14 protein-coding genes are annotated in these 17,204 nt (G+C 61.9%); 8 read left to right on the forward strand and 6 right to left on the reverse strand.

The genetic code is table 11. From position 1 onward, the window contains the following. The first annotated feature begins 102 nt into the window (after window positions 1-102). Window positions 103-1,359 (forward strand): sugar phosphate nucleotidyltransferase, encoded by a 1,257-nt coding sequence (locus tag LAQ58_RS00160; protein WP_224448604.1) that lies wholly within the window; start codon window positions 103-105, stop codon window positions 1,357-1,359. Then, window positions 1,359-3,167 (forward strand): glutamine--fructose-6-phosphate transaminase (isomerizing), encoded by a 1,809-nt coding sequence (glmS, locus tag LAQ58_RS00165; protein WP_224448605.1) that lies wholly within the window; start codon window positions 1,359-1,361, stop codon window positions 3,165-3,167. The genes LAQ58_RS00160 and glmS overlap by 1 nt, the downstream gene beginning before the upstream one ends. Window positions 3,168-3,246: 79 nt before the next feature. Here glmS and LAQ58_RS00170 read toward each other — a convergent pair whose 3' ends face one another. Continuing rightward, window positions 3,247-3,492 carry a ribbon-helix-helix domain-containing protein gene (locus tag LAQ58_RS00170; protein ID WP_224448606.1) on the reverse strand — a complete coding sequence of 82 codons (246 nt, stop codon included), beginning with the start codon at window positions 3,490-3,492 and terminating at the stop codon, window positions 3,247-3,249. 550 nt (window positions 3,493-4,042) lie between these two features. Here LAQ58_RS00170 and LAQ58_RS00175 point away from each other — a divergent pair. After that, window positions 4,043-4,435 carry a helix-turn-helix domain-containing protein gene (locus LAQ58_RS00175; protein ID WP_224448607.1) on the forward strand — a complete coding sequence of 131 codons (393 nt, stop codon included), beginning with the start codon at window positions 4,043-4,045 and terminating at the stop codon, window positions 4,433-4,435. Between the two features lie 118 nt (window positions 4,436-4,553). Here the strand turns inward: LAQ58_RS00175 and LAQ58_RS00180 are convergent, their stop codons facing one another. Next, window positions 4,554-4,919, reverse strand: coding sequence for a hypothetical protein (locus tag LAQ58_RS00180; protein ID WP_224448608.1), 366 nt, complete (start codon window positions 4,917-4,919; stop codon window positions 4,554-4,556). A 297-nt stretch (window positions 4,920-5,216) separates the two neighbouring features. Between LAQ58_RS00180 and LAQ58_RS00185 the strand changes: the two genes are divergently transcribed. Together LAQ58_RS00185 and LAQ58_RS00190 are read left to right on the forward strand one after the other, a co-directional pair. Then, entirely contained in the window at window positions 5,217-6,014 is a 798-nt protein-coding gene (locus tag LAQ58_RS00185) for a CPBP family intramembrane glutamic endopeptidase (protein ID WP_224448609.1), read from the forward strand. A gap of 190 nt (window positions 6,015-6,204) precedes the next feature. After that, window positions 6,205-7,317 (forward strand): tubulin/FtsZ family protein, encoded by a 1,113-nt coding sequence (locus LAQ58_RS00190; RefSeq protein WP_224448610.1) that lies wholly within the window; start codon window positions 6,205-6,207, stop codon window positions 7,315-7,317. Window positions 7,318-7,386: 69 nt separating this feature from the next. Here LAQ58_RS00190 and LAQ58_RS00195 read toward each other — a convergent pair whose 3' ends face one another. Continuing rightward, on the reverse strand, window positions 7,387-7,896 hold the full coding sequence (locus LAQ58_RS00195) for a universal stress protein (protein WP_224448611.1): 510 nt from the start codon (window positions 7,894-7,896) through the stop codon (window positions 7,387-7,389). 169 nt (window positions 7,897-8,065) lie between these two features. Here LAQ58_RS00195 and LAQ58_RS00200 point away from each other — a divergent pair, with 169 nt between their 5' ends. Together LAQ58_RS00200 and LAQ58_RS00205 are read left to right on the forward strand one after the other, a co-directional pair. Next, the gene (locus LAQ58_RS00200) at window positions 8,066-8,860 is read left to right on the forward strand and encodes a helix-turn-helix transcriptional regulator (RefSeq protein WP_224448612.1); all 795 of its coding nucleotides are present in this window, start codon (window positions 8,066-8,068) and stop codon (window positions 8,858-8,860) included. 236 nt (window positions 8,861-9,096) lie between these two features. Then, window positions 9,097-10,035, forward strand: coding sequence for a hypothetical protein (locus LAQ58_RS00205; protein ID WP_224448613.1), 939 nt, complete (start codon window positions 9,097-9,099; stop codon window positions 10,033-10,035). 182 nt (window positions 10,036-10,217) lie between these two features. Here LAQ58_RS00205 and LAQ58_RS00210 read toward each other — a convergent pair whose 3' ends face one another. Together LAQ58_RS00210 and LAQ58_RS00215 are read right to left on the reverse strand one after the other, a co-directional pair. Next, window positions 10,218-11,537, reverse strand: coding sequence for a phosphoribosylglycinamide synthetase C domain-containing protein (locus LAQ58_RS00210; protein WP_224448614.1), 1,320 nt, complete (start codon window positions 11,535-11,537; stop codon window positions 10,218-10,220). A gap of 186 nt (window positions 11,538-11,723) precedes the next feature. Further along, window positions 11,724-12,332 (reverse strand): hypothetical protein, encoded by a 609-nt coding sequence (locus LAQ58_RS00215; protein WP_224448615.1) that lies wholly within the window; start codon window positions 12,330-12,332, stop codon window positions 11,724-11,726. A gap of 502 nt (window positions 12,333-12,834) precedes the next feature. Here LAQ58_RS00215 and LAQ58_RS00220 point away from each other — a divergent pair. Continuing rightward, window positions 12,835-14,043: a transposase gene (locus LAQ58_RS00220; RefSeq protein WP_224448616.1), complete on the forward strand. Its 1,209-nt coding sequence runs from the start codon at window positions 12,835-12,837 to the stop codon at window positions 14,041-14,043. A gap of 265 nt (window positions 14,044-14,308) precedes the next feature. On the opposite strand, the gene LAQ58_RS00225 is transcribed toward LAQ58_RS00220, so the two are convergent. Further along, on the reverse strand, window positions 14,309-17,164 hold the full coding sequence (locus LAQ58_RS00225) for a PAS domain S-box protein (protein ID WP_224448617.1): 2,856 nt from the start codon (window positions 17,162-17,164) through the stop codon (window positions 14,309-14,311). Between the last annotated feature and the right edge of the window lie 40 nt (window positions 17,165-17,204).

Genomic DNA, 17,204 nt, shown 5'->3' on the forward strand with positions numbered 1-17,204 from the left:
CGCTCACCGCCGCCTCCGTTCGCAGTTCTTTCTCCTTTCCAGTACAGTTCTAGTAACCGAGAGAAAGCAAACTTCATCCCCTTCGTTGCGGACGCCTCTTACATGTCTATCCGATCGGCCGTCGTGCTCGCGGCGGGCGAGGGACGGCGTCTCCGTCCACTGACGAGAAACCGTCCGAAGCCGATGCTCCCGGCGGCGACGCGACCCATCATCGAACACGTCTTCGACGCCCTGTTGTCGGCGGGCGTCACCGACCTGCACGTCGTCGTCGGCTACAAGCGCGAACGTGTGCAGAATCACATCGGCCCCTCCTACGAGAACGTTCCCGTCACCTACCACGTCCAGGAGAAACAGTTGGGCAGCGGCCACGCGCTATCGCAAGCGGCCGACGCTGTCGACGACGACTTTCTCGTCGTCAACGGCGACCAGGTGGTCGCGCCGCAACTGGTCCAAGACGTCGTCGACGCGCACGGTGCCCGTACCGGCGACGAACCCGAAGACACCGCGGCGACGCTCTGCGTCGTCGAGAGCGAACGCGCGTCCAGATACGGGTCGGTTCGACTCGACGGCGACCGGGTGGTCGAACTCGTCGAGCAACCGAGAGAGGGTCGCTACCGCCTCGTCAACGCGGGCGTCTACGCGTTTACGCCGTCGATATTCGAGGCGCTCCGGAAGGCGCCGACCGTCGACGGGACGACGGCGCTCCCGGACGCCATCGCCCGACTGGTCGACGGCGATACGTCCGTTCGAGGCGTCCAGTCGTCGGGCTACTGGACCGACGCAACGCACCCGTGGGACCTGCTGGCAGCGACCCGCCGCCTGCTGGACGACGGCGCGAACGTCCTCCGGTCCTCGACGGCGGACAGCGCGCGGGCGGACGCCGGGGTGCGCTGCTACGGCGACGGCGTCTGGGTCGCTCCCGGCGCGCGCGTCCACGAGAGCGCGACGCTGCAAGCGCCCGTCGTCGTCGCCGCCGACTGCGAAATCGGTCCCGGCACAGTCGTCGGCCCGAACGTCGCCGTCGGACAGAACGCGACCGTCGAATCGAACGCCGTCGTCGTCGACTCTATCGTTGATGAGGACACCCGCGTCGGCGCGAACGCGACACTCGTCGACTGCGTCACCGGGCAAGCTGTCTGGCTCGGTCCGGCGTGCGTCGTCAGCGGCGGTCCCGCCGACGTGCGAGTCGATACGCGGATTCACCAGGCAAAGCGCCTCGGCGCGGTTATCGGCGACCGCGTCCACGCCGAGGGCGACGTGAGCTTCGACCCGGGGACGCTCGTCGGGTCGAACACGAGAGCCCGGACGGGGACGACCGTCTCCGGCGTCGTCGATCCGGGTTCGGAGGTGGTTCGCTGATGTGCGGCATCATCGGCTGCGTCGGCCGCGGCGACGAGACGCTCGACGTGTTGGTCGAGGGGCTGTCGAAACTGGAGTACCGCGGCTACGACTCGGCAGGCGTCGCGCTCTCGGACGGCGACATCGACATGAACGTCGTCAAGCGAGCGGGCGAACTCGACGCGCTCCGCGAGGCGCTCTCGGAGCGCTCGGTCAGAGGCCGCGTCGGCATCGGTCACACGCGCTGGAGCACCCACGGGCCGCCGACAGACGAGAACGCGCACCCGCACACCGACTGCACCGGCGCCGTCGCCGTCGTCCACAACGGCATCATCGAGAACTACGACGACCTCCGCGAGGAACTGGAGGCCGAGGGCCACGAGTTCCAAAGCGACACCGACACGGAAGTCGTCCCACATCTCGTCGAGGCGGGAATCGCCGCCGGAGAGTCGCCGGAGGCGGCGTTCCACGCGGCCGTCGACCGCCTCTCGGGGAGTTTCGCGCTCGTCTGCGTCGTCGCGGGCGAGGAGGCGGTGTTCGCCGTCCGACAGGATTCGCCGCTGGTACTGGGCGTCGGTGACAACAGCTACTACCTCGGCAGCGACGTGCCGGCGTTCCTGGCGTACACCGACCGCGTCGTCTACCTCGACGACGGCGAGTTCGCGACGCTGCGACCCTCGGGGTGGATGGTCAGAGACGGCGATGGAGACGCCGTCGAGAAGCCGGTCGAAACCGTCGAGTGGGACGTCGAGGACACGGGAAAAAGCGGCTACGACCACTACATGCTCAAGGAGATTCACGAGCAACCGCGGGCGCTGCGGCAGTGTCTCTCCGGACGCGTCGACGAGCAGCGCGGCGAGGTGACGCTCCCGGAACTCGACGGGTTGGCGACGCCGTCGAGCGTCCACCTCGTCGCCTGCGGCACCTCCTACCACGCGGCGCTGTACGGCGCGCAGTTGTTCCACTCGCTCGGCATCCACGCGCAGGCGTTCCTCGCCAGCGAGTACGCGACGGGTGTCCCCCCGCTGGGCGACGCGCTCGTCGTCGGCATCACGCAGAGCGGCGAGACGGCCGACACGCTGTCGGCGCTCCGGGAAGCACGAGCGCGGGGTGCGACGACGCTCGCGGTGACGAACGTCGTCGGCAGTTCCGCCGCCCGCGAGTGCGACTACGCGCTCTACATCCGGGCGGGGCCGGAAATCGGCGTCGCGGCGACGAAGACGTTCTCCTCGCAGTTGGTCTCCTTGAATCTGCTCGTGGAGTATCTTGCTGGCGACCGCCGCCCCAGCGAGGAACGGCGCGAGGTGTTGCAGACGTTGCGCGACTTACCGGGGCGAGTGCAGCAGGTGCTCGACGAGTCAACCGCCGAGGAGATCGCCGAGGAGTATCTCGGTGGCGACGGCTACTTCTTCATCGGCCGGGGGCTGAACTACCCCGTCGCGCTGGAGGGAGCGCTGAAGTTCAAGGAGATTACGTACGAACACGCCGAAGGGTTCGCCGCGGGCGAGTTGAAACACGGGACGTTGGCGCTCGTCACCGAGCAGACGCCAGTCTTCGCCGTCGTCACCGGCGACGACGTGCCCGCTCAGAAGACGCTCGGCAACGTGCGCGAGGTCGAATCCCGCGGCGCGCCGGTCATCGCCGTCACAGACGACGACCAGATAGAGCGGTACGCCGACGCCTCGCTGCGCGTTCCCTCGGGGTCGGCGCGCGTCGCGCCGGTGCTGGTGAACGTCCAGTTACAGTTGGTCGCCTACTGGGTGGCGAACGCGCTCGGGCGGTCGATCGACAAACCCCGAAACCTTGCGAAAAGCGTGACCGTGGAGTGAGGGTCGGAGAGACGTTCGCCGGTCGAGCGGGTCTCTCTTTCGGCACCGAGGTCGCCCCACCGCCGCCACTCACCGTCGACTAGTAGGGCGGGTCGTCGCCCTCGACGTTGTCGCGTAACGCCGGGTCCTGCTGCTCCTCGACTTTCTGGTTGAACAACCCGTCGTCCAACTCCTGTCCCGGTTCGTCTGTCGTATCGTACGTCGAAACGCCCATCGATAGCAGCTCCTCCATCGCCTTCTGTCGGTTTAGGAACTCGCCTTGCTCGACGAGGCGGTCGATACGGTCGGACAGATCGTCTGGCAGCGTCACCTCAACTCTGGACATGTTCGATCAGTCGGCGTTCGGCCGGATAAAACTGAGCGTCGGGGAACTCCCACGGGGACTCCCTTCGCGCCCGTTCGCAGCTCTCGTACCGTGTCGTGGTTTGCCAACCGATACCGGAACTCGTTGGTCGCCGAGTTGAGTGTTCCCCAGGCGATAACGGCTCCGAGCGGGTCGGTGTTCGCGGCGTGCCGACGTCCATCATCGACGGGTACGCGGCGGCGTGAGCCGTCGCCGTTCGAGCCAGCGTCAGTTCGTCGTCGAGTTCCCCAGCCACGCCTTCGTTCTTCGGTACTCAGTACCTCCGCTCCGTTGCTCCTCGCTCTCTCGCGTGCAGCGGTATCGGCACTTCTCGAGGCACCGACGGCGGCCTCTCTGCACCGACGACAGTCCGTCTCGTATCATCCTTAGAGAATGTATGAATGCCCTCCTCAATGCCTCTCTTCGATGACAGTCACCTAATTCAACAATTCATGAATAATGTCTTACAATATAAAGACCCGTATCTCACCAGCCGAGTCTTCACACGTCTTCGGAGATTACCCTTCTTTCCATGATGAAACCCACCCGAGAGGCGGGTCAGGACCGTCAGTTCGGGTATTACTCCGGCGGCTCACTCGAAAACGTCATCACCGATGCAGTGAGTCACCCGCGGCGACGGCGCGTTCTCGCACACCTCCTCGAACAGCGGCGACCCGTCCTCCTCGAGGACCTCGCCGCGGAGGTGGCGGAGATGGAGTACGACTCTCCGACCGAGGAGGAGACCGAGGAAGTACTCACGAGTCTGTATCACTTCCATATCCCGAAACTCGCGGCCGCCAACATCGTCGAACACGAAGGCGAAGGAAAGTGGAGCTCCGTCGAAATCGTCGGCGACGCCATGCCGCTCAGAGTGAGTCTCGAGGCGACGCTGGACGAAAAGATCACCGAGTACTACACGACGTGAGGCTCCCCTCGCCGATCGGTGCGACGTTTCGGCGCCCGTCTTAAAGTACGACTTTCTGCGCCCGTGTTAGAACCCTCCGAGACTCGATAGCGACGAAACGGCGTCGATCGGTCGACGCTCAGACGCTCGTCTCGGGTTCGACGGAGACGTTCTCGAACTCGACTCCGACGTCGTCGACGGTGAGTTCGATAGCGCCGATCCGGTGCTCGTGTCCGTCGATAGTGACGGTCGTGCCGTCGGTCGCGATGGTCGCGTCGTCGATGGTGTACGTCGCGTCGTCGACGCTCAGGTCGGGGAAGCCCGGTCCGGACAGTTCGACGTCGGTGATACTCACGGTCATATCCGTGATAGCGATCTCGTGTGATTCGGTCGCGTCCGCGTTGCTCGTCGACGACGCTGTGGCGAGCGCGCTTGCGCCCGTACCGCCGAGGACGACGGTGACGAGGACGAGCACGATGAGTAGGCGTCTGGTGAGTGCGTTCATCTGTCGATAGGCTCCGAGGTAGGTAGTCGGTCAACGCCGTCGACAAAAATCGTTCCGCGACGTTCTCTGCCGTTGGTCGTTCACCGCCAGTGAGGTCTCTCTCCGGACGCTGTCGCCGGCGGAGCATTGGTCGGAACACTGCGCGCGTCCGAACTGCGACGAACGCGTCGTTTCTCGGCATGGTTCGTCACCGTCCGTCGGCGGTACGCATCGTGGTTCGTCGGTAGCGCTTATCACAGACACGCTCGTACGTCCAGGCAGTGTCCTCCAACGAACATCGTACCCGGGTGAATCGACGTGAGTACCGCTAACCGTTCGCTCGCCTCGGCGGTGACCACAGTCATCAGCGGCACCGCGTTAGGAGTGTTCGGCCTCGCGTTCGGGACGCTCCTCGCCGTCGTCGTCGTCCTCGGGCTTCTCCTCTCGGGGCTGGTCGAGTTCTCGCCGGTGCTCGTCCTGGTTGTCGGATTGATCACGACGCAGGGAGTCGGCTGTTTCCTCACCGCGGTCGGCTACGCGCGCTATCGTCACCGAGTCGGAGCGGCCCTCGCGAAAATCGTCGGCCATCGAGCGTGGCTCCCGACGCGTCGCTTCCGAATCCCCGTCCACGTCCCGTCAGTTCGCGACCTGCTGTTGGTGGTCGGCGGATACGTGGCCGCGTTCGTTCTAATCGGGACCGTCGGCTACGCGATCTCTATCGCCGGCGTCGAAGGCGCGTCGAACACCAGCGCGGAGGTCGGGCTGGAGAACCCCGCACTCCTGCTGTGGCTCGTCCCCGGTTCGATTCTCCTCATCGGTCCGGGCGAGGAGATTCTCTTTCGCGGTGTTGTCCAAGGCCGGTTTCGCGAGCGCTTCGGTCCCGGTACCGCTATCGCGCTCGCGAGCCTCGTCTTCGCCTCGATTCACTACACCGCGCTCTCTGGCGCCGCGAGCGCACGGTTCGTCACGATCGGGTTGCTGCTCATTCCTGCGGTAATCTTCGGCGTCATCTACGAGATCTCGGAGAACATCGTCGTTCCGGCGCTCGTACACGGACTGTACAACGCGACGCTGTTCAGTCTCCTGTACGTGACCACGCTCGTCGCTGCGCCGTAGCCGCCGTCACCGGCGGTGGGTCGGAACCGTCGACCGTCGTCTCTCAGACCGCCGGTCGTCGTTTCTCGAACCGCCGACCGACGACGCGGCGACCGTCAGCCCCAAGAGACCGCGTGCCTGTCGCGTCCCCTCGAACGCCGTGATGACAACTCGACGGAAGATTCAAAACACGTCCACGCGACGACCTGTTATGAAATTGGTCGTCGTCGGAATCGGGCGAGCGGGCGGGCGAATCGCCGAATCGTTGACCGCGTACAACGCGCGGCAGTCGTCGACGTTCGTCGTCGGGTCGTTCGCGTTCGACACGACGCAGGCGGACCTCGACGCGCTCACGCGGATTCCGGAGGCTCACCGCGTACTCTACGGTCAACTCGAAGTCGGCGGTCAGGGAGTGGACGGGGACCGCGAACTCGGGAAGACGCTCGCGGTGGAGAATCGTCGCGAACTGCTGCGTTCGCTCGACGACGTTCCGACCTCGCAGGCGGACGCGATTCTCGTCGCGGCGGGACTCGGCGGCGGGACGGGAAGCGCGGCGACTCGCGTCCTTGCGGAGGAACTCCGGCGGACGCACGACCTCCCGATTTACGGAGTCGGGGCGCTTCCGAGCGCCGACGAACCTGCCACCGCCGCTCGAAACGCCGCCGACTCACTTCGAGCGCTCAGGTCGGCGCTGGACAACCTCCTCCTGTTCGACAACGAGGCGTGGACGGTCTCCGGAGAGTTTCTCGAAGACGCGTGCGACCGCGCGAACGCCGAACTCGCGCGACGGCTCGGCGTTCTCTTCGGCGCGGGCGAGGTCGACGCGGACGACACCGTCGCTGCCAGCGTCGTCGACGCGAGCGAGATCATCAACACGCTCCGTGGCGGCGACGTTTCGACGATCGGCTACTCGAGTACGGCCGTCGAAACCGCCGACACGAGTTCGGGGTTCGTCTCACGGCTCCTGGGGAACTCGGAGCCGGAACCGGTCGAGGCGACCGCGGCGATCAGGGTGCTGGAGACCGGCTTTCGGAAAGCGGTTCGTCGAAAACTCACCGCCCCCTGCTCGCTCGACGGCACGGAGCGCGTGCTCGTCGTGGTGAGCGGTCCGCCCGAGTGGCTCAACCGTCGCGGAATCGAACGCGGTCGACAGTACGTCGAGAGCGAGACCGGCTGTCTGGAGCTCCGAGGAGGTGATTATCCTCGGCCGGACTCAGACCGCGTCGAGATAGACGTCCTCTTCTCCGGTGTTTCGGACGTCCCTCAAATCGAGGCACTCGAGCGAGCTGCGCTCGAATCGGAGCATTTGGGGAATTCCGAGTAGACGGCCGTAAACCGTTGGCAGTGTCGATGTACGAACGCCTCGAAAGTGGCGTCGTCGATAGGAGAGACGTTAGACCGTAAGCACCGGAATCGACGTCGACTTGCGGACGCGGTCGGCGACGCTCTTCGGGGAGAGGAAGCGTCGGAGACCGGTCCGGTTCGGTTCGCCGACGACGATGAGGTCGACGTCGTTGTGCTCAGCGTACTGTTCGATCTCCTCGGCCGGCGTGCCGTAGCGGAGGCGCTTCGTAACCGACACGTCGCGTTCGGCGGCGACGTCCCCGACCGCGTCGAGCGCCGCTTCCGCACCGTCTTCGCGCCGTTCGACCACCATGTCCCAGTGATCGACCGAGGCGTTCATCCGTACGACCGACAGCGCGTCGACCTGCGCGTCGTACGCGGCGGCCAACGAGAGCGCAACCCCGCTCACCGTCTCGTTCGTCTTGTCGTCTACTGCGACGAGGATGTGCTCGAAGAGACCGTCCTCGTCAGCGGTGCTCGTCAGCCCATTGAACTCATGTTCGTATTCCTGCTCGCTGATGGTGGTTGACTCGTCCGTGAACGCCGAGTGTACTGCCATTACCTCTCGATTAGGGCCAGATAATGATATAGCTGTCCAGAAAATCATTCGAGATACTTTGGAAATTCACGGTATCCGCGCTACTCGCTCCGCGAATGGTATTCACGGCGTGAATAGCCGCGTCGGTCTACCTCAACAGCTAAGCCGGCGGCCCCGGAACCGAACAGGCATGACGGACCCGCTCGAGGAAATCGAGTTCCTCGCGCGCTCGCAGAACCGAATCCACGTGCTCGACGCGCTAGCGAGCGGGCCGCGCACGCGACGCGAGTTAGAATCGGATATCGGCGCTTCACAACCTACCCTCGCACGGATTCTACGCGATTTCGAAGAGCGACACTGGGTCGAACGGCGGGGGACGCAGTACGAAGCGACGCCGTCAGGCGCGTTCGTCGCTTCGAGCTTTACGGACCTGCTGGCGAACGTCGAGACGGAGGTTCGGCTTCGAGAGGTAGTTCAGTGGCTTCCGATAGCACACCTCGACGTCTCATTCGAGCAGTTTGCCGATGCGCGCATCACGCGGCCGACGCAGACAACGCCGAGCGGACCGTTGAAGCGAGCGTTGGAACTCTCGGCGAACGCCGACCGCCAGCTCATCGTCTCGTACGTGCTCAACCATGAGATGCTCGAGACGCTTCACGGAGCGGCCGTTGAGGGGACGCAGTCCCTCCGCGGGGTACTCACGCGCGAGACGGTAGAGCTGCTCCGTCGCGACCCCACCTCGTGGCGGCGGTTCCGCGAGCTGCTCGACTCCGAGAACGTCGACCTTCGCCTCGCCGACGAATCGATTCCGTTCGCCATGGGTATCGCCGACGAGACGGTCTACTTCTTCCTCCGAGACGACGAGGGGTTGTTGCGAGCGCTGCTGGAGTCTACCGACGACGACGTTCGAGAGTGGGCCGTCCGGACGGTCGACGAGTATTGGGACCGCGGTGTCGACGTCGACCCATCTAATTTCGAGTCGTGACCTGCGTTACCAAAACGAGCCGAACGGCTGCCCATGGTCAACTGGGGTCCACCACGACTCAACCCGTGTGATTGAGACACTCGCTTTGGCGAGGAGTGGAGCGCTAATAATTGCGAGCTGTTTCTAAACATCTCTCACGGAGTTCTTCATTCGGTATAGTGATATGTATTCAATAATATAAACTACCCTTACAATTCAAGAGAGGCTAATCGGTAATGCGTACTAGGCAACCAATTATGGACCGTCGAGACACAATATCAACACTCCTTGTGCTATTCGGCGTCTGTCTCCTCGCCATCGGGTTCGCTATCCTCGCAGATCTTCTCTCTCATCCAGCGCTTTCCTTCGTAGACGACCTTGGTGGTTCGACCCTTCTCGCAGGGAACTTCCTCTATGGAGGCTACGCGCTTTTTGAGATTGCACGATACGTCGCCACCGACGGTGGGAGACGCGATTCACCTCTCGTTTCAGACCGACTCAACATCATTTCAGGACGAAATCCAGAAGAAAAGCCAATCCGTGGCGCAGGCCGGTCTGGACGCTGGGTCACACTTGTCTACGCAGGATTCATTGGACAACTGCTGTGGATCGGACTCGCGGTACTGTCCGTCGGCGACGATGGCATACGACTGTTTGTACGTACCGTTGCAGTTGGGTTGCTCGTACTTGCTGCCCACTACGATATGGGGTATCTCGCAATCCACGCACGCTGGGGGATCCGAGCGAAATGGACGCTCGGGTTGTTCGTCTTCCCACTCAATCTAGTCGTCACCCTACTGTACCTCCATAAACGCCAGCACGTTCTCACCGATGACACGCCACAGCCTCCCGAATCGAATCCCGAAGGAGTTCGAGCGTCACTAACTGGCTGGGGATGGCATATTTTGATTGCCCTTTCGATTTTTCCACAGGCGTTGGTCCTCGGTAGCTCAGCGTTTACAGTGGATGACAGCTTCGTCGTCGCCGCCCTTGGCATCGGGGGATGGATTCTGCTTCCGATCTCGATGGGACTCGATATTCGACGACTTCAGAGCGCAGGCGTTTGGAAACCAATCCGGACGTACTGGCTGCTTGGTGCTCTCGTCCCGCTTCTCAACATCGTCGTCGCAGTCGGGTATTTGCTCCGACGAAACGAAGTTACGCAGTGGAGACCGAGTGGCAACTCGACGGCCTAATTTGGGGATTCCGTACATTCGCTATTCGATTTCCGTTTTGTCGCTCAACAAACGCGGCAGATGCACCATCACGATGGCGCACGTACCGTGAGATGAGTCGCCATCGAAAGCCCGAGTTGCGTACCTTCTATCCTACGAAGCAGATTAACTAACGCGACTACAGTGGAAACTGCACTGATACTTCACTCGTCGTTCGGCCCGAGATATCCCCACGCCTGAAGCCGGTCGCCGTCGCCATCGATCCATCGCTCGCCGATATCGTCTCGGTAGTACATGTTGGGTATGACGATGTCGTCGATTCGGGTGTACGCTTGCTCTCTCGCGTCTTGCATGGTTTCTCCTTTTCCAGTGACGACCAGCGGCATCCCGTTCTCTCCAGCGACGCGCCACTGCCCGTCGACGTTCTTCGCATCTTCGATGTGGATGCCCTCACGATCGTCGGTCTTGAAGACTACCGCGGCGTTGCGCGAGTTCTCCTGATACGCCGTCTCGTCGGTGAATGGGAACGGCGGCAAGACGACGCGAACACCGATCTGGTATCCCCGGTGGACGTCGAGAGTTGGATTCTCGCCGTGGGCGAGCTCGTAGAAGAACTGTCCGGTAGGCGACTCGAAGGACTCCTGCTGCAACGTGATCGTCGGATAGCCGAATCTCGGGGTGAACTCGAGAGGGTTGATTCCTCGATCGTTGACGATACAGTTCAGGTCGATACTTCCGACGTACCCCTCCGCTGCTAACCACTCTTCCAGTTTTCCGAGCGTAGCCTCGAACAGTTCGTTGCGCCCGCACCAGAACATCGAGGTTCCCATTTCACCCGTCGAGGGACCGATGTTTCCGGGGAATAGCTTCTTGTGCTCGAAATTGATGTTCACCTGGTCTACGAACCTCTCGCCGTCGAAGAACCCGCAGACGGCGACCTCGACGCCGTCGACCTTTCGCTGAAGCTGAAAGCCCTTCATGCGGTGTCCCCACGCCTTCTTGTACGCTTGGAGGACATCGATCACGTCGCTTCCGTCGTCCTCGTTTCCAACGTAGAGAAGTCGCTTGACGTTCTGAACTTCCCCAAGCGGTTTGATAACGTACGATGCGGGATTCCGTTTTACGAACTCAATCGCGTCGTCGAAGTCGTGAAACACCCGATCTTCGATGGTGTCTACGCCGTGTTCTTCCAGTACGTCCATCGCGAAGCCGCGGTCTTCTTCGAGACGATCAGTATTCGGCGTCCCACCAACTACAGCCTTCCCTTGCTCGCGGAGTTCCTGAGCGAACGCGCCAGTGCCGATATCGGAGCCGACCCAGATATCGTCGAAGACGATTACGTCGGCCCACTCGACCTGCGCTCTCCAGTCGTCGGTTTTCGGGACAAACCCGTCTCCGATCTCCCGGTCGCTTTCGGCCTCGATATAGAGCTTCACGTGGTGGCCTTCCTTCTCGACCTGCCACGCGAGGTCCGTAATCAGTGCGGCGTCGGCAGAAACGAAAAGAAAGTGTTTGGGGTTCACGGTCTTGCTTCAGGCAGCGAAACCTTAAGTCAGGGAGTAATTAGTCTCTACAGTGACTGACGGATTTTCTATGATAACTGCCGTGTGAACTACCCTCCCCTACTTGCTCACGACTTCGCTCGCTCGGTGAGGTCGGAAGCTCCACCTCGAATTACGCTGAAAGACTGCTGGCAATCTGTGAGGGACCTAGTGAAACCGTTGTTCGGCTTCGAGCGCCTCACGCACAGCGTCGTCGAGGCGCTTCCGTAACTCGTCGCTGAACTCTTCGATGTGCGAATCCTGCTGTACTACTTCCAGTGAATCCCAGTCATCGGTCTCAGTTGCCGCGTACAGTTGTGTAAACTTCCCGCCGTTGTTGCCGTACGTAACCACGACCACATACGGTTTCTCCTCTTCAGTTCCTTCCGGGGAGTGTCTCCCGCCCCACTCCTCGATTTCGGTGACGCTCACCCGATCGAACGTTGTGAGTTCTGCACTCAGTCCACCAGTTCCGAGGCGCTGAATCAACTGTTCACGATCCCATTCGCGTGTCTCGTTGGTCTCGGTGTCCCTCCCCGTTACGGTCTCTTCTGTGATCGATTCGATAACCCAGTGCGTGAGTAGTGGTCCGGCCATCTCAGCAGTTGTTCGAGTGCCGGTGTCACCTTCTTGGATACGGTCACCTTCCTGAACCCGGATATACCGTGGGTTTGACGCTGGAAGATCGATAAATATCTCTCCTGGATCCGTATTCACTAATGCTTCGACGCCGTCGACCGTTCTGGTTTCCATCGTTTTCTTGGTATGTTCGCTCATGATTGGTGGCTCTAGTGTCTCGGACTCAGAGAGCAGAAGGCAGTCGGCCTGATTCGTGCGTTCGAGCGGGGCGGTCCACATCCGTCTGGATAACACCCACTGAATCAACGAACGCTGTTCTCGATTTCGACCACACGCATCCCCCCCTCCCCTGAGGGACACCCGCGAGACGGTTCACTCTGTCGTCAATTCTCACAGTGCCCCGCCCCGAGGCACTCTGCCTTGCCCGCCTGTAGAGATGCCATCTTTCTACAAGCAGGGAATCCCGGCCTTTAGGCCGGAGGGAATGTAACACAGTACTGACCAACCACTACTCGGTAGCAGGGCCGGAATCCAACTCGCGTTGCGCATGAAGAAGCATACCCTTCCACGTTAGCCCGTGGCGCTTCTTCGTGTCTTTCAGACTCTCGTACTGTTCCTCGTCTACTTCGATGTTGATGTTCTTCACGTCTCATGGTTTGTGACCGACGGTGTTAAGTTTGACTAATACCAAACTAACATTGTGTCCGAGACGGTGACGAAGACGCTACAGGCCACGCTCGCCACGCCCACTACGGGCAAAGAGCAACGCCTACAGCGACTCTTGGACACCTACCGCGAAGCACTCCACGACGCCTTCGACGCCGAGGCGAACACAATGTCTGCCGTCAACGACGTTGTAACGCCCTACGACCTGCCATACCAAGCCAAAGATGCGCTCAAATCCTACGTCCCGAAACTTCGCTCGACGTACAACGCCGAGGAGTTAGACGCCGAGCATCCGCTTCGACTCGTCAACCGGGCCGCGAAATTCGACTACTCGGAGGAGCGTGAACACGGCTTCGTGTGGCAGGCCCCGCAACCCGGTCGCGGGACGAACTTCTGGATTCCACTCTGTATCAATCCCGAACAGGAGTCACTGTGGTTCGACCTGCTCTCTGAAGAGGTGAAGGCAGGCGAGTTGCGCCTACAGCGACACCGCACTTCGTGGGAGTTGCACGTCACCGTCGAATACCCGGTCGAAGAACCGACCGACTCAGACGATGAGACGCACATCGGTTTCGACGTTGGTGAGAGCGCGTTGATAACGGGCTGTGCCCTCAAACGCGACGTACCACGGAAGCCGATGCTCGTTAGTGGCAGTCGGGCGCGACACCGCCGCAAAGAGATGTTCACGATACTCCGGCGGCTACAGTCGAGAGAGGCCGCCGAGTGGCGTGTGGACGAACGATTCGACCACTACCAAAATGTCCTTACGGATATTGTCGAGAAGGCGTCTCGGCAAGCCGTCGAGTATGCCCACCTGTTCGAGAATCCGGTTGTCGTTCTCGAAGACCTGTCGTACATCCGTGAGCGGTTGGACTATGGGAAGTTCATGAACCGGCGGCTTCACGCATGGGCGTTCGCTCGGCTACAGGATCGAATCGAAGACAAGGCGACCGAGGCGGGGATTCACGTTGAGTACGTCAACGCGGCGTACACCTCCCAAACCTGCCACGCTTGCGGTCGTCTCGGTCGCCGTGATGAGCAAGCGGAGTTTGTGTGTCCACACGACGACTGCCACGTATCGAAGTTCCAAGCAGATATTAACGCGGCGGCGAACATCGCTGGTCGCGTAGACCCGTGGGGAGAGAGCGTCCGTTGGGAACCCGGACGCGATGACTCGCCACAGGATGGGAGCGCCTGTGACAGCGCCGCAGTCCACCGAGAGACGAGTCCGAGAACCGGATAGATGACGTTCTCGGCGTATTCGGACTGAAACCTGCCAAGCCGGATTCCTTTCGTAGGGGAAGCCCCGCCGTTTACGGTGGGGAGGATGTCACGTCGACACTTCCGGAGCACGAATTCGTAGTGGGGCGGCGACGCCGACCTAACCGTAGATGGGCGCTCAGTCCCCTTCCTCGAGGAACGAACGGCGTCAGCCGTGAGCGAACAGCGTGGGTCACTGACCACGGACAGCAATGCCGCTCAGGCGAAATACGGTACCGTCTCAGAAACTACGTCTCGTCGCCAGGCAGCGTAAACGAGAACGTCGCTCCCTCGCCGGGTTCGGAGTCGACCCAGATCTCTCCGCCATGACGCTCGACGATTCGCTGACAGAGCGCCAGACCGATACCGGTCCCGCTGTGCTCCTCGTGGTTGTGAAGCCGGTGAAAGATCTCGAAGATGCGGTCTGCGTCGTCGGGATCGATGCCGATCCCGTCGTCGTGAACCGAGATGCGCCAGTACGAACCCTCCCGCTCGGCGGTGATTCGGACGCGCGGCGGTTCGTCACCGCAGTACTCGAGCGCGTTGCTCAGCAGGTTCTGGAACACCTGGCGTAACTGGTTGGGGTCTCCGTCGACGCGGGGAAGCGACTCAGCCGCGATCTCGGCGTCGCTCTCCTCGATCTGGAGCCGAAGGTCGTCGCGCGCCTCCGAGAGAACGGTCTCCAACTCGACCTGCTCGAACTCGTTACCCTGCGTCTCGACCCGAGAGTATTCGAGCAAGCCGTTTATCATCTCCCGCATCCGCTCGGCACCGCCGACGGCGAACTCGACGAACTCCCGGCCGTCCTCGTCGAGTTCGTCGGCGTACCGCTGTTCGATCAACTGCATGTAGCTCGATACCATGCGGAGTGGTTCCTGCAGGTCGTGGGAGGCCGCATAGGCGAACTGCTCTAAACGTTCGTTCGACTCTTCGAGTCGCCGTTGGTACGTTCTCCGTTCGGTGACGTCCTGGACGACGAGCATGCCCGCGTCGACCGCATCGCCGCTACTCCCGACCGGCAGCGTGTAGTTCGACAGCTGCCGGCCGCCGTACTCCAACTCGAACGCGTTCGACTCGCCGTCGAGAGCGGCCTCGAAGTAGGGTTCGACCTTCTCGGCGAGTCCCCCCGGATAGAGTTCGAAGATGCTTCGTCCGATCCTCTCCTCCGGGTCGATTCCCTCTTCCTTCAGGAGCTGGCCGCCGACGGCCGTATATCTCAGGTCTCCGTCGAACAGGGCGACTGCGCCGTTCGGGAAGTTTTCGGCGAGCGTCCGATAGCGGCGCTCCGACTCCTCGATCTTGCGCTGGTACTCCTTGCGCTCGGAGATGTCCCGGACGACGCCGATCTGCTCGGATTCGCCCCGCTCTGTTTCTATCGTCGCGAAGGTGCCCTCCGTCGGGACGCGGTCACCGTCCGCCGTCTGGATCATCGCTTCCATAGTGAGATCGGCCGCATCCCCGCCTGCTGCCGCCTCTTTTCGCTCCCTCGCCTCGGTAATCGTGTCTTCGTCGACGACGAGCGACGCGTGGGCGCCAACGAGCTCCTCTCGACTGTACCCGGTCAGCTCCGCGTACGCTGCGTTGACCATCGTGAAGTATCCGTCGTCGTCTTTTACGTAGATGCCGTCCTCGACCGTCTCCACGATAGTCTCGTACTTCGAGAGGCTTCGCTCGCGGTCTTTGCGCTCGGTGACGTCGCGGAAGTATATCGAGAGACCCGATTCGGAGGGGTAGACGTTGAACTCCAGCCACGCGGCGGTCCCCGACGAGTAGACCTCGAAGGTCACCGGCTCTTGGGTGTTCATCGCCCGCTCGAAGTTCTCCCGATAGACGTCTGCTGCATCGGGGAACACCTCCCAAATCTCCCGGTTGAAAACCTCCTCCCGCGACAGCTGCATGATCTCGGCGGCCCGTTCGTTGAGGTGCGTGAACCGCCAGTCGTCGTCGAGCGCGTAGAACGCGTCGGAGATCCGACCGAGAATCTCGCTCAGTTCGGTTTCCAACTCAGTCTTCTGTTTTTCGAGCTGTCGCTCCCGCTGTTTTTGCTCAGAGATGTCGTCGACGGCGGCGACGACACGGTCGCCGTCGTCCGACTCCTCGTCATCAAACCCTCCGTCGTTCGGCGTTCCGTCGTCAGACTCCCCGCCGTCGGACCCCTCGTCGAGCGGAGCGGCGTCGATAGAGAGCCACCGGCGAGTGCCGTCCGGAAACTCGATCTGACACTGGAACCGATGGACGGACTCGCCGGTTTCGACGACCCGTTTCCACGGCAACTCTTCGATCGGAATCGGCTCTCCTTCAGCGTCGTAGACGTCCGCCGGTGCGAGACTGTACTCGGGGAGGTCGGACGTTTCGAGACCGTGACGCGTGAGCAACCGCGAGTTCGCCCGGACGAGCCGGCCGTCGGGGTCGAAGACGCCGATGCTCACCGGCGCAGTTTCGAGAATCCGTTCGGTCAGGTCGCGCTCTTCGCGGAGCGATTGTTCGTATTCGCGCCGCTCGGTCATATCGCGGGTGACCTTCGTGAATCCCCGGAGCTCACCGTCGTCGTCTCTGATGGCGGTGATGGTGACGTTCGCCCAGAACTTCGAGCCGTCGTTACGAACCCGCCAGCCTTCGTCTACAGTACGACCGTCGGCCACTGCCGCGGCGAGATTCTGTTCGGGAACCCGCTTCTCGACGTCGTCGTCGGTGTAGAACTTCGAGAAGTGCTCGCCAACGATTTCGTCCCCTCGGTATCCCTTGATTCGACCAGCCCCTTCGTTCCAGCTAGCGATGGTTCCGTCCGGTTCGAGCATGAAGATGGCGTAGTCCTTGACCGCGCTCACGAAGGCTCGGAACTCCGTTCGCTCGGACTCCGCGGCGGCCGACTGACGCTCCTCTCCCGGACGCCACCAGACTCGACTTCCCCCAGCTATCTCCGTCGACTGCAGATCACCGCGGTCCGTGAGCTCCTCGAGCGTCTGTTCTGCGGTCTGTCGAGAGCAGTCGAGGCGCTCGGCGACGGTCGCGGCAGTTACCGGTTGAGACGGCTTCTCTAACTGTGTGAAGAGGTCCCGGACCTCCTCACGTATCACGTCCGGAGTTGGGCCAGGCATCCCCATGAGCACCCCCTCTCACCAAGAACTTATAAACGGTAGTGTC

Source organism: Haloprofundus salilacus, assembly GCF_020150815.1.
GTDB classification, from domain to species: domain Archaea; phylum Halobacteriota; class Halobacteria; order Halobacteriales; family Haloferacaceae; genus Haloprofundus; species Haloprofundus salilacus.

Excerpts from the sequence above, each read along its gene's own strand:
- LAQ58_RS00160 (WP_224448604.1), top strand. The coding sequence starts at position 103 with ATGTCTATCCGATCGGCCGTCGTGCTCGCGGCGGGCGAGGGACGGCGT.
- glmS (WP_224448605.1), top strand. The coding sequence starts at position 1,359 with ATGTGCGGCATCATCGGCTGCGTCGGCCGCGGCGACGAGACGCTCGAC.
- LAQ58_RS00170 (WP_224448606.1), bottom strand. The coding sequence starts at position 3,492 with ATGTCCAGAGTTGAGGTGACGCTGCCAGACGATCTGTCCGACCGTATC.
- LAQ58_RS00175 (WP_224448607.1), top strand. The coding sequence starts at position 4,043 with ATGATGAAACCCACCCGAGAGGCGGGTCAGGACCGTCAGTTCGGGTAT.
- LAQ58_RS00180 (WP_224448608.1), bottom strand. The coding sequence starts at position 4,919 with ATGAACGCACTCACCAGACGCCTACTCATCGTGCTCGTCCTCGTCACC.
- LAQ58_RS00190 (WP_224448610.1), top strand. The coding sequence starts at position 6,205 with ATGAAATTGGTCGTCGTCGGAATCGGGCGAGCGGGCGGGCGAATCGCC.
- LAQ58_RS00195 (WP_224448611.1), bottom strand. The coding sequence starts at position 7,896 with ATGGCAGTACACTCGGCGTTCACGGACGAGTCAACCACCATCAGCGAG.
- LAQ58_RS00200 (WP_224448612.1), top strand. The coding sequence starts at position 8,066 with ATGACGGACCCGCTCGAGGAAATCGAGTTCCTCGCGCGCTCGCAGAAC.
- LAQ58_RS00205 (WP_224448613.1), top strand. The coding sequence starts at position 9,097 with ATGGACCGTCGAGACACAATATCAACACTCCTTGTGCTATTCGGCGTC.
- LAQ58_RS00215 (WP_224448615.1), bottom strand. The coding sequence starts at position 12,332 with ATGAGCGAACATACCAAGAAAACGATGGAAACCAGAACGGTCGACGGC.
- LAQ58_RS00225 (WP_224448617.1), bottom strand. The coding sequence starts at position 17,164 with ATGGGGATGCCTGGCCCAACTCCGGACGTGATACGTGAGGAGGTCCGG.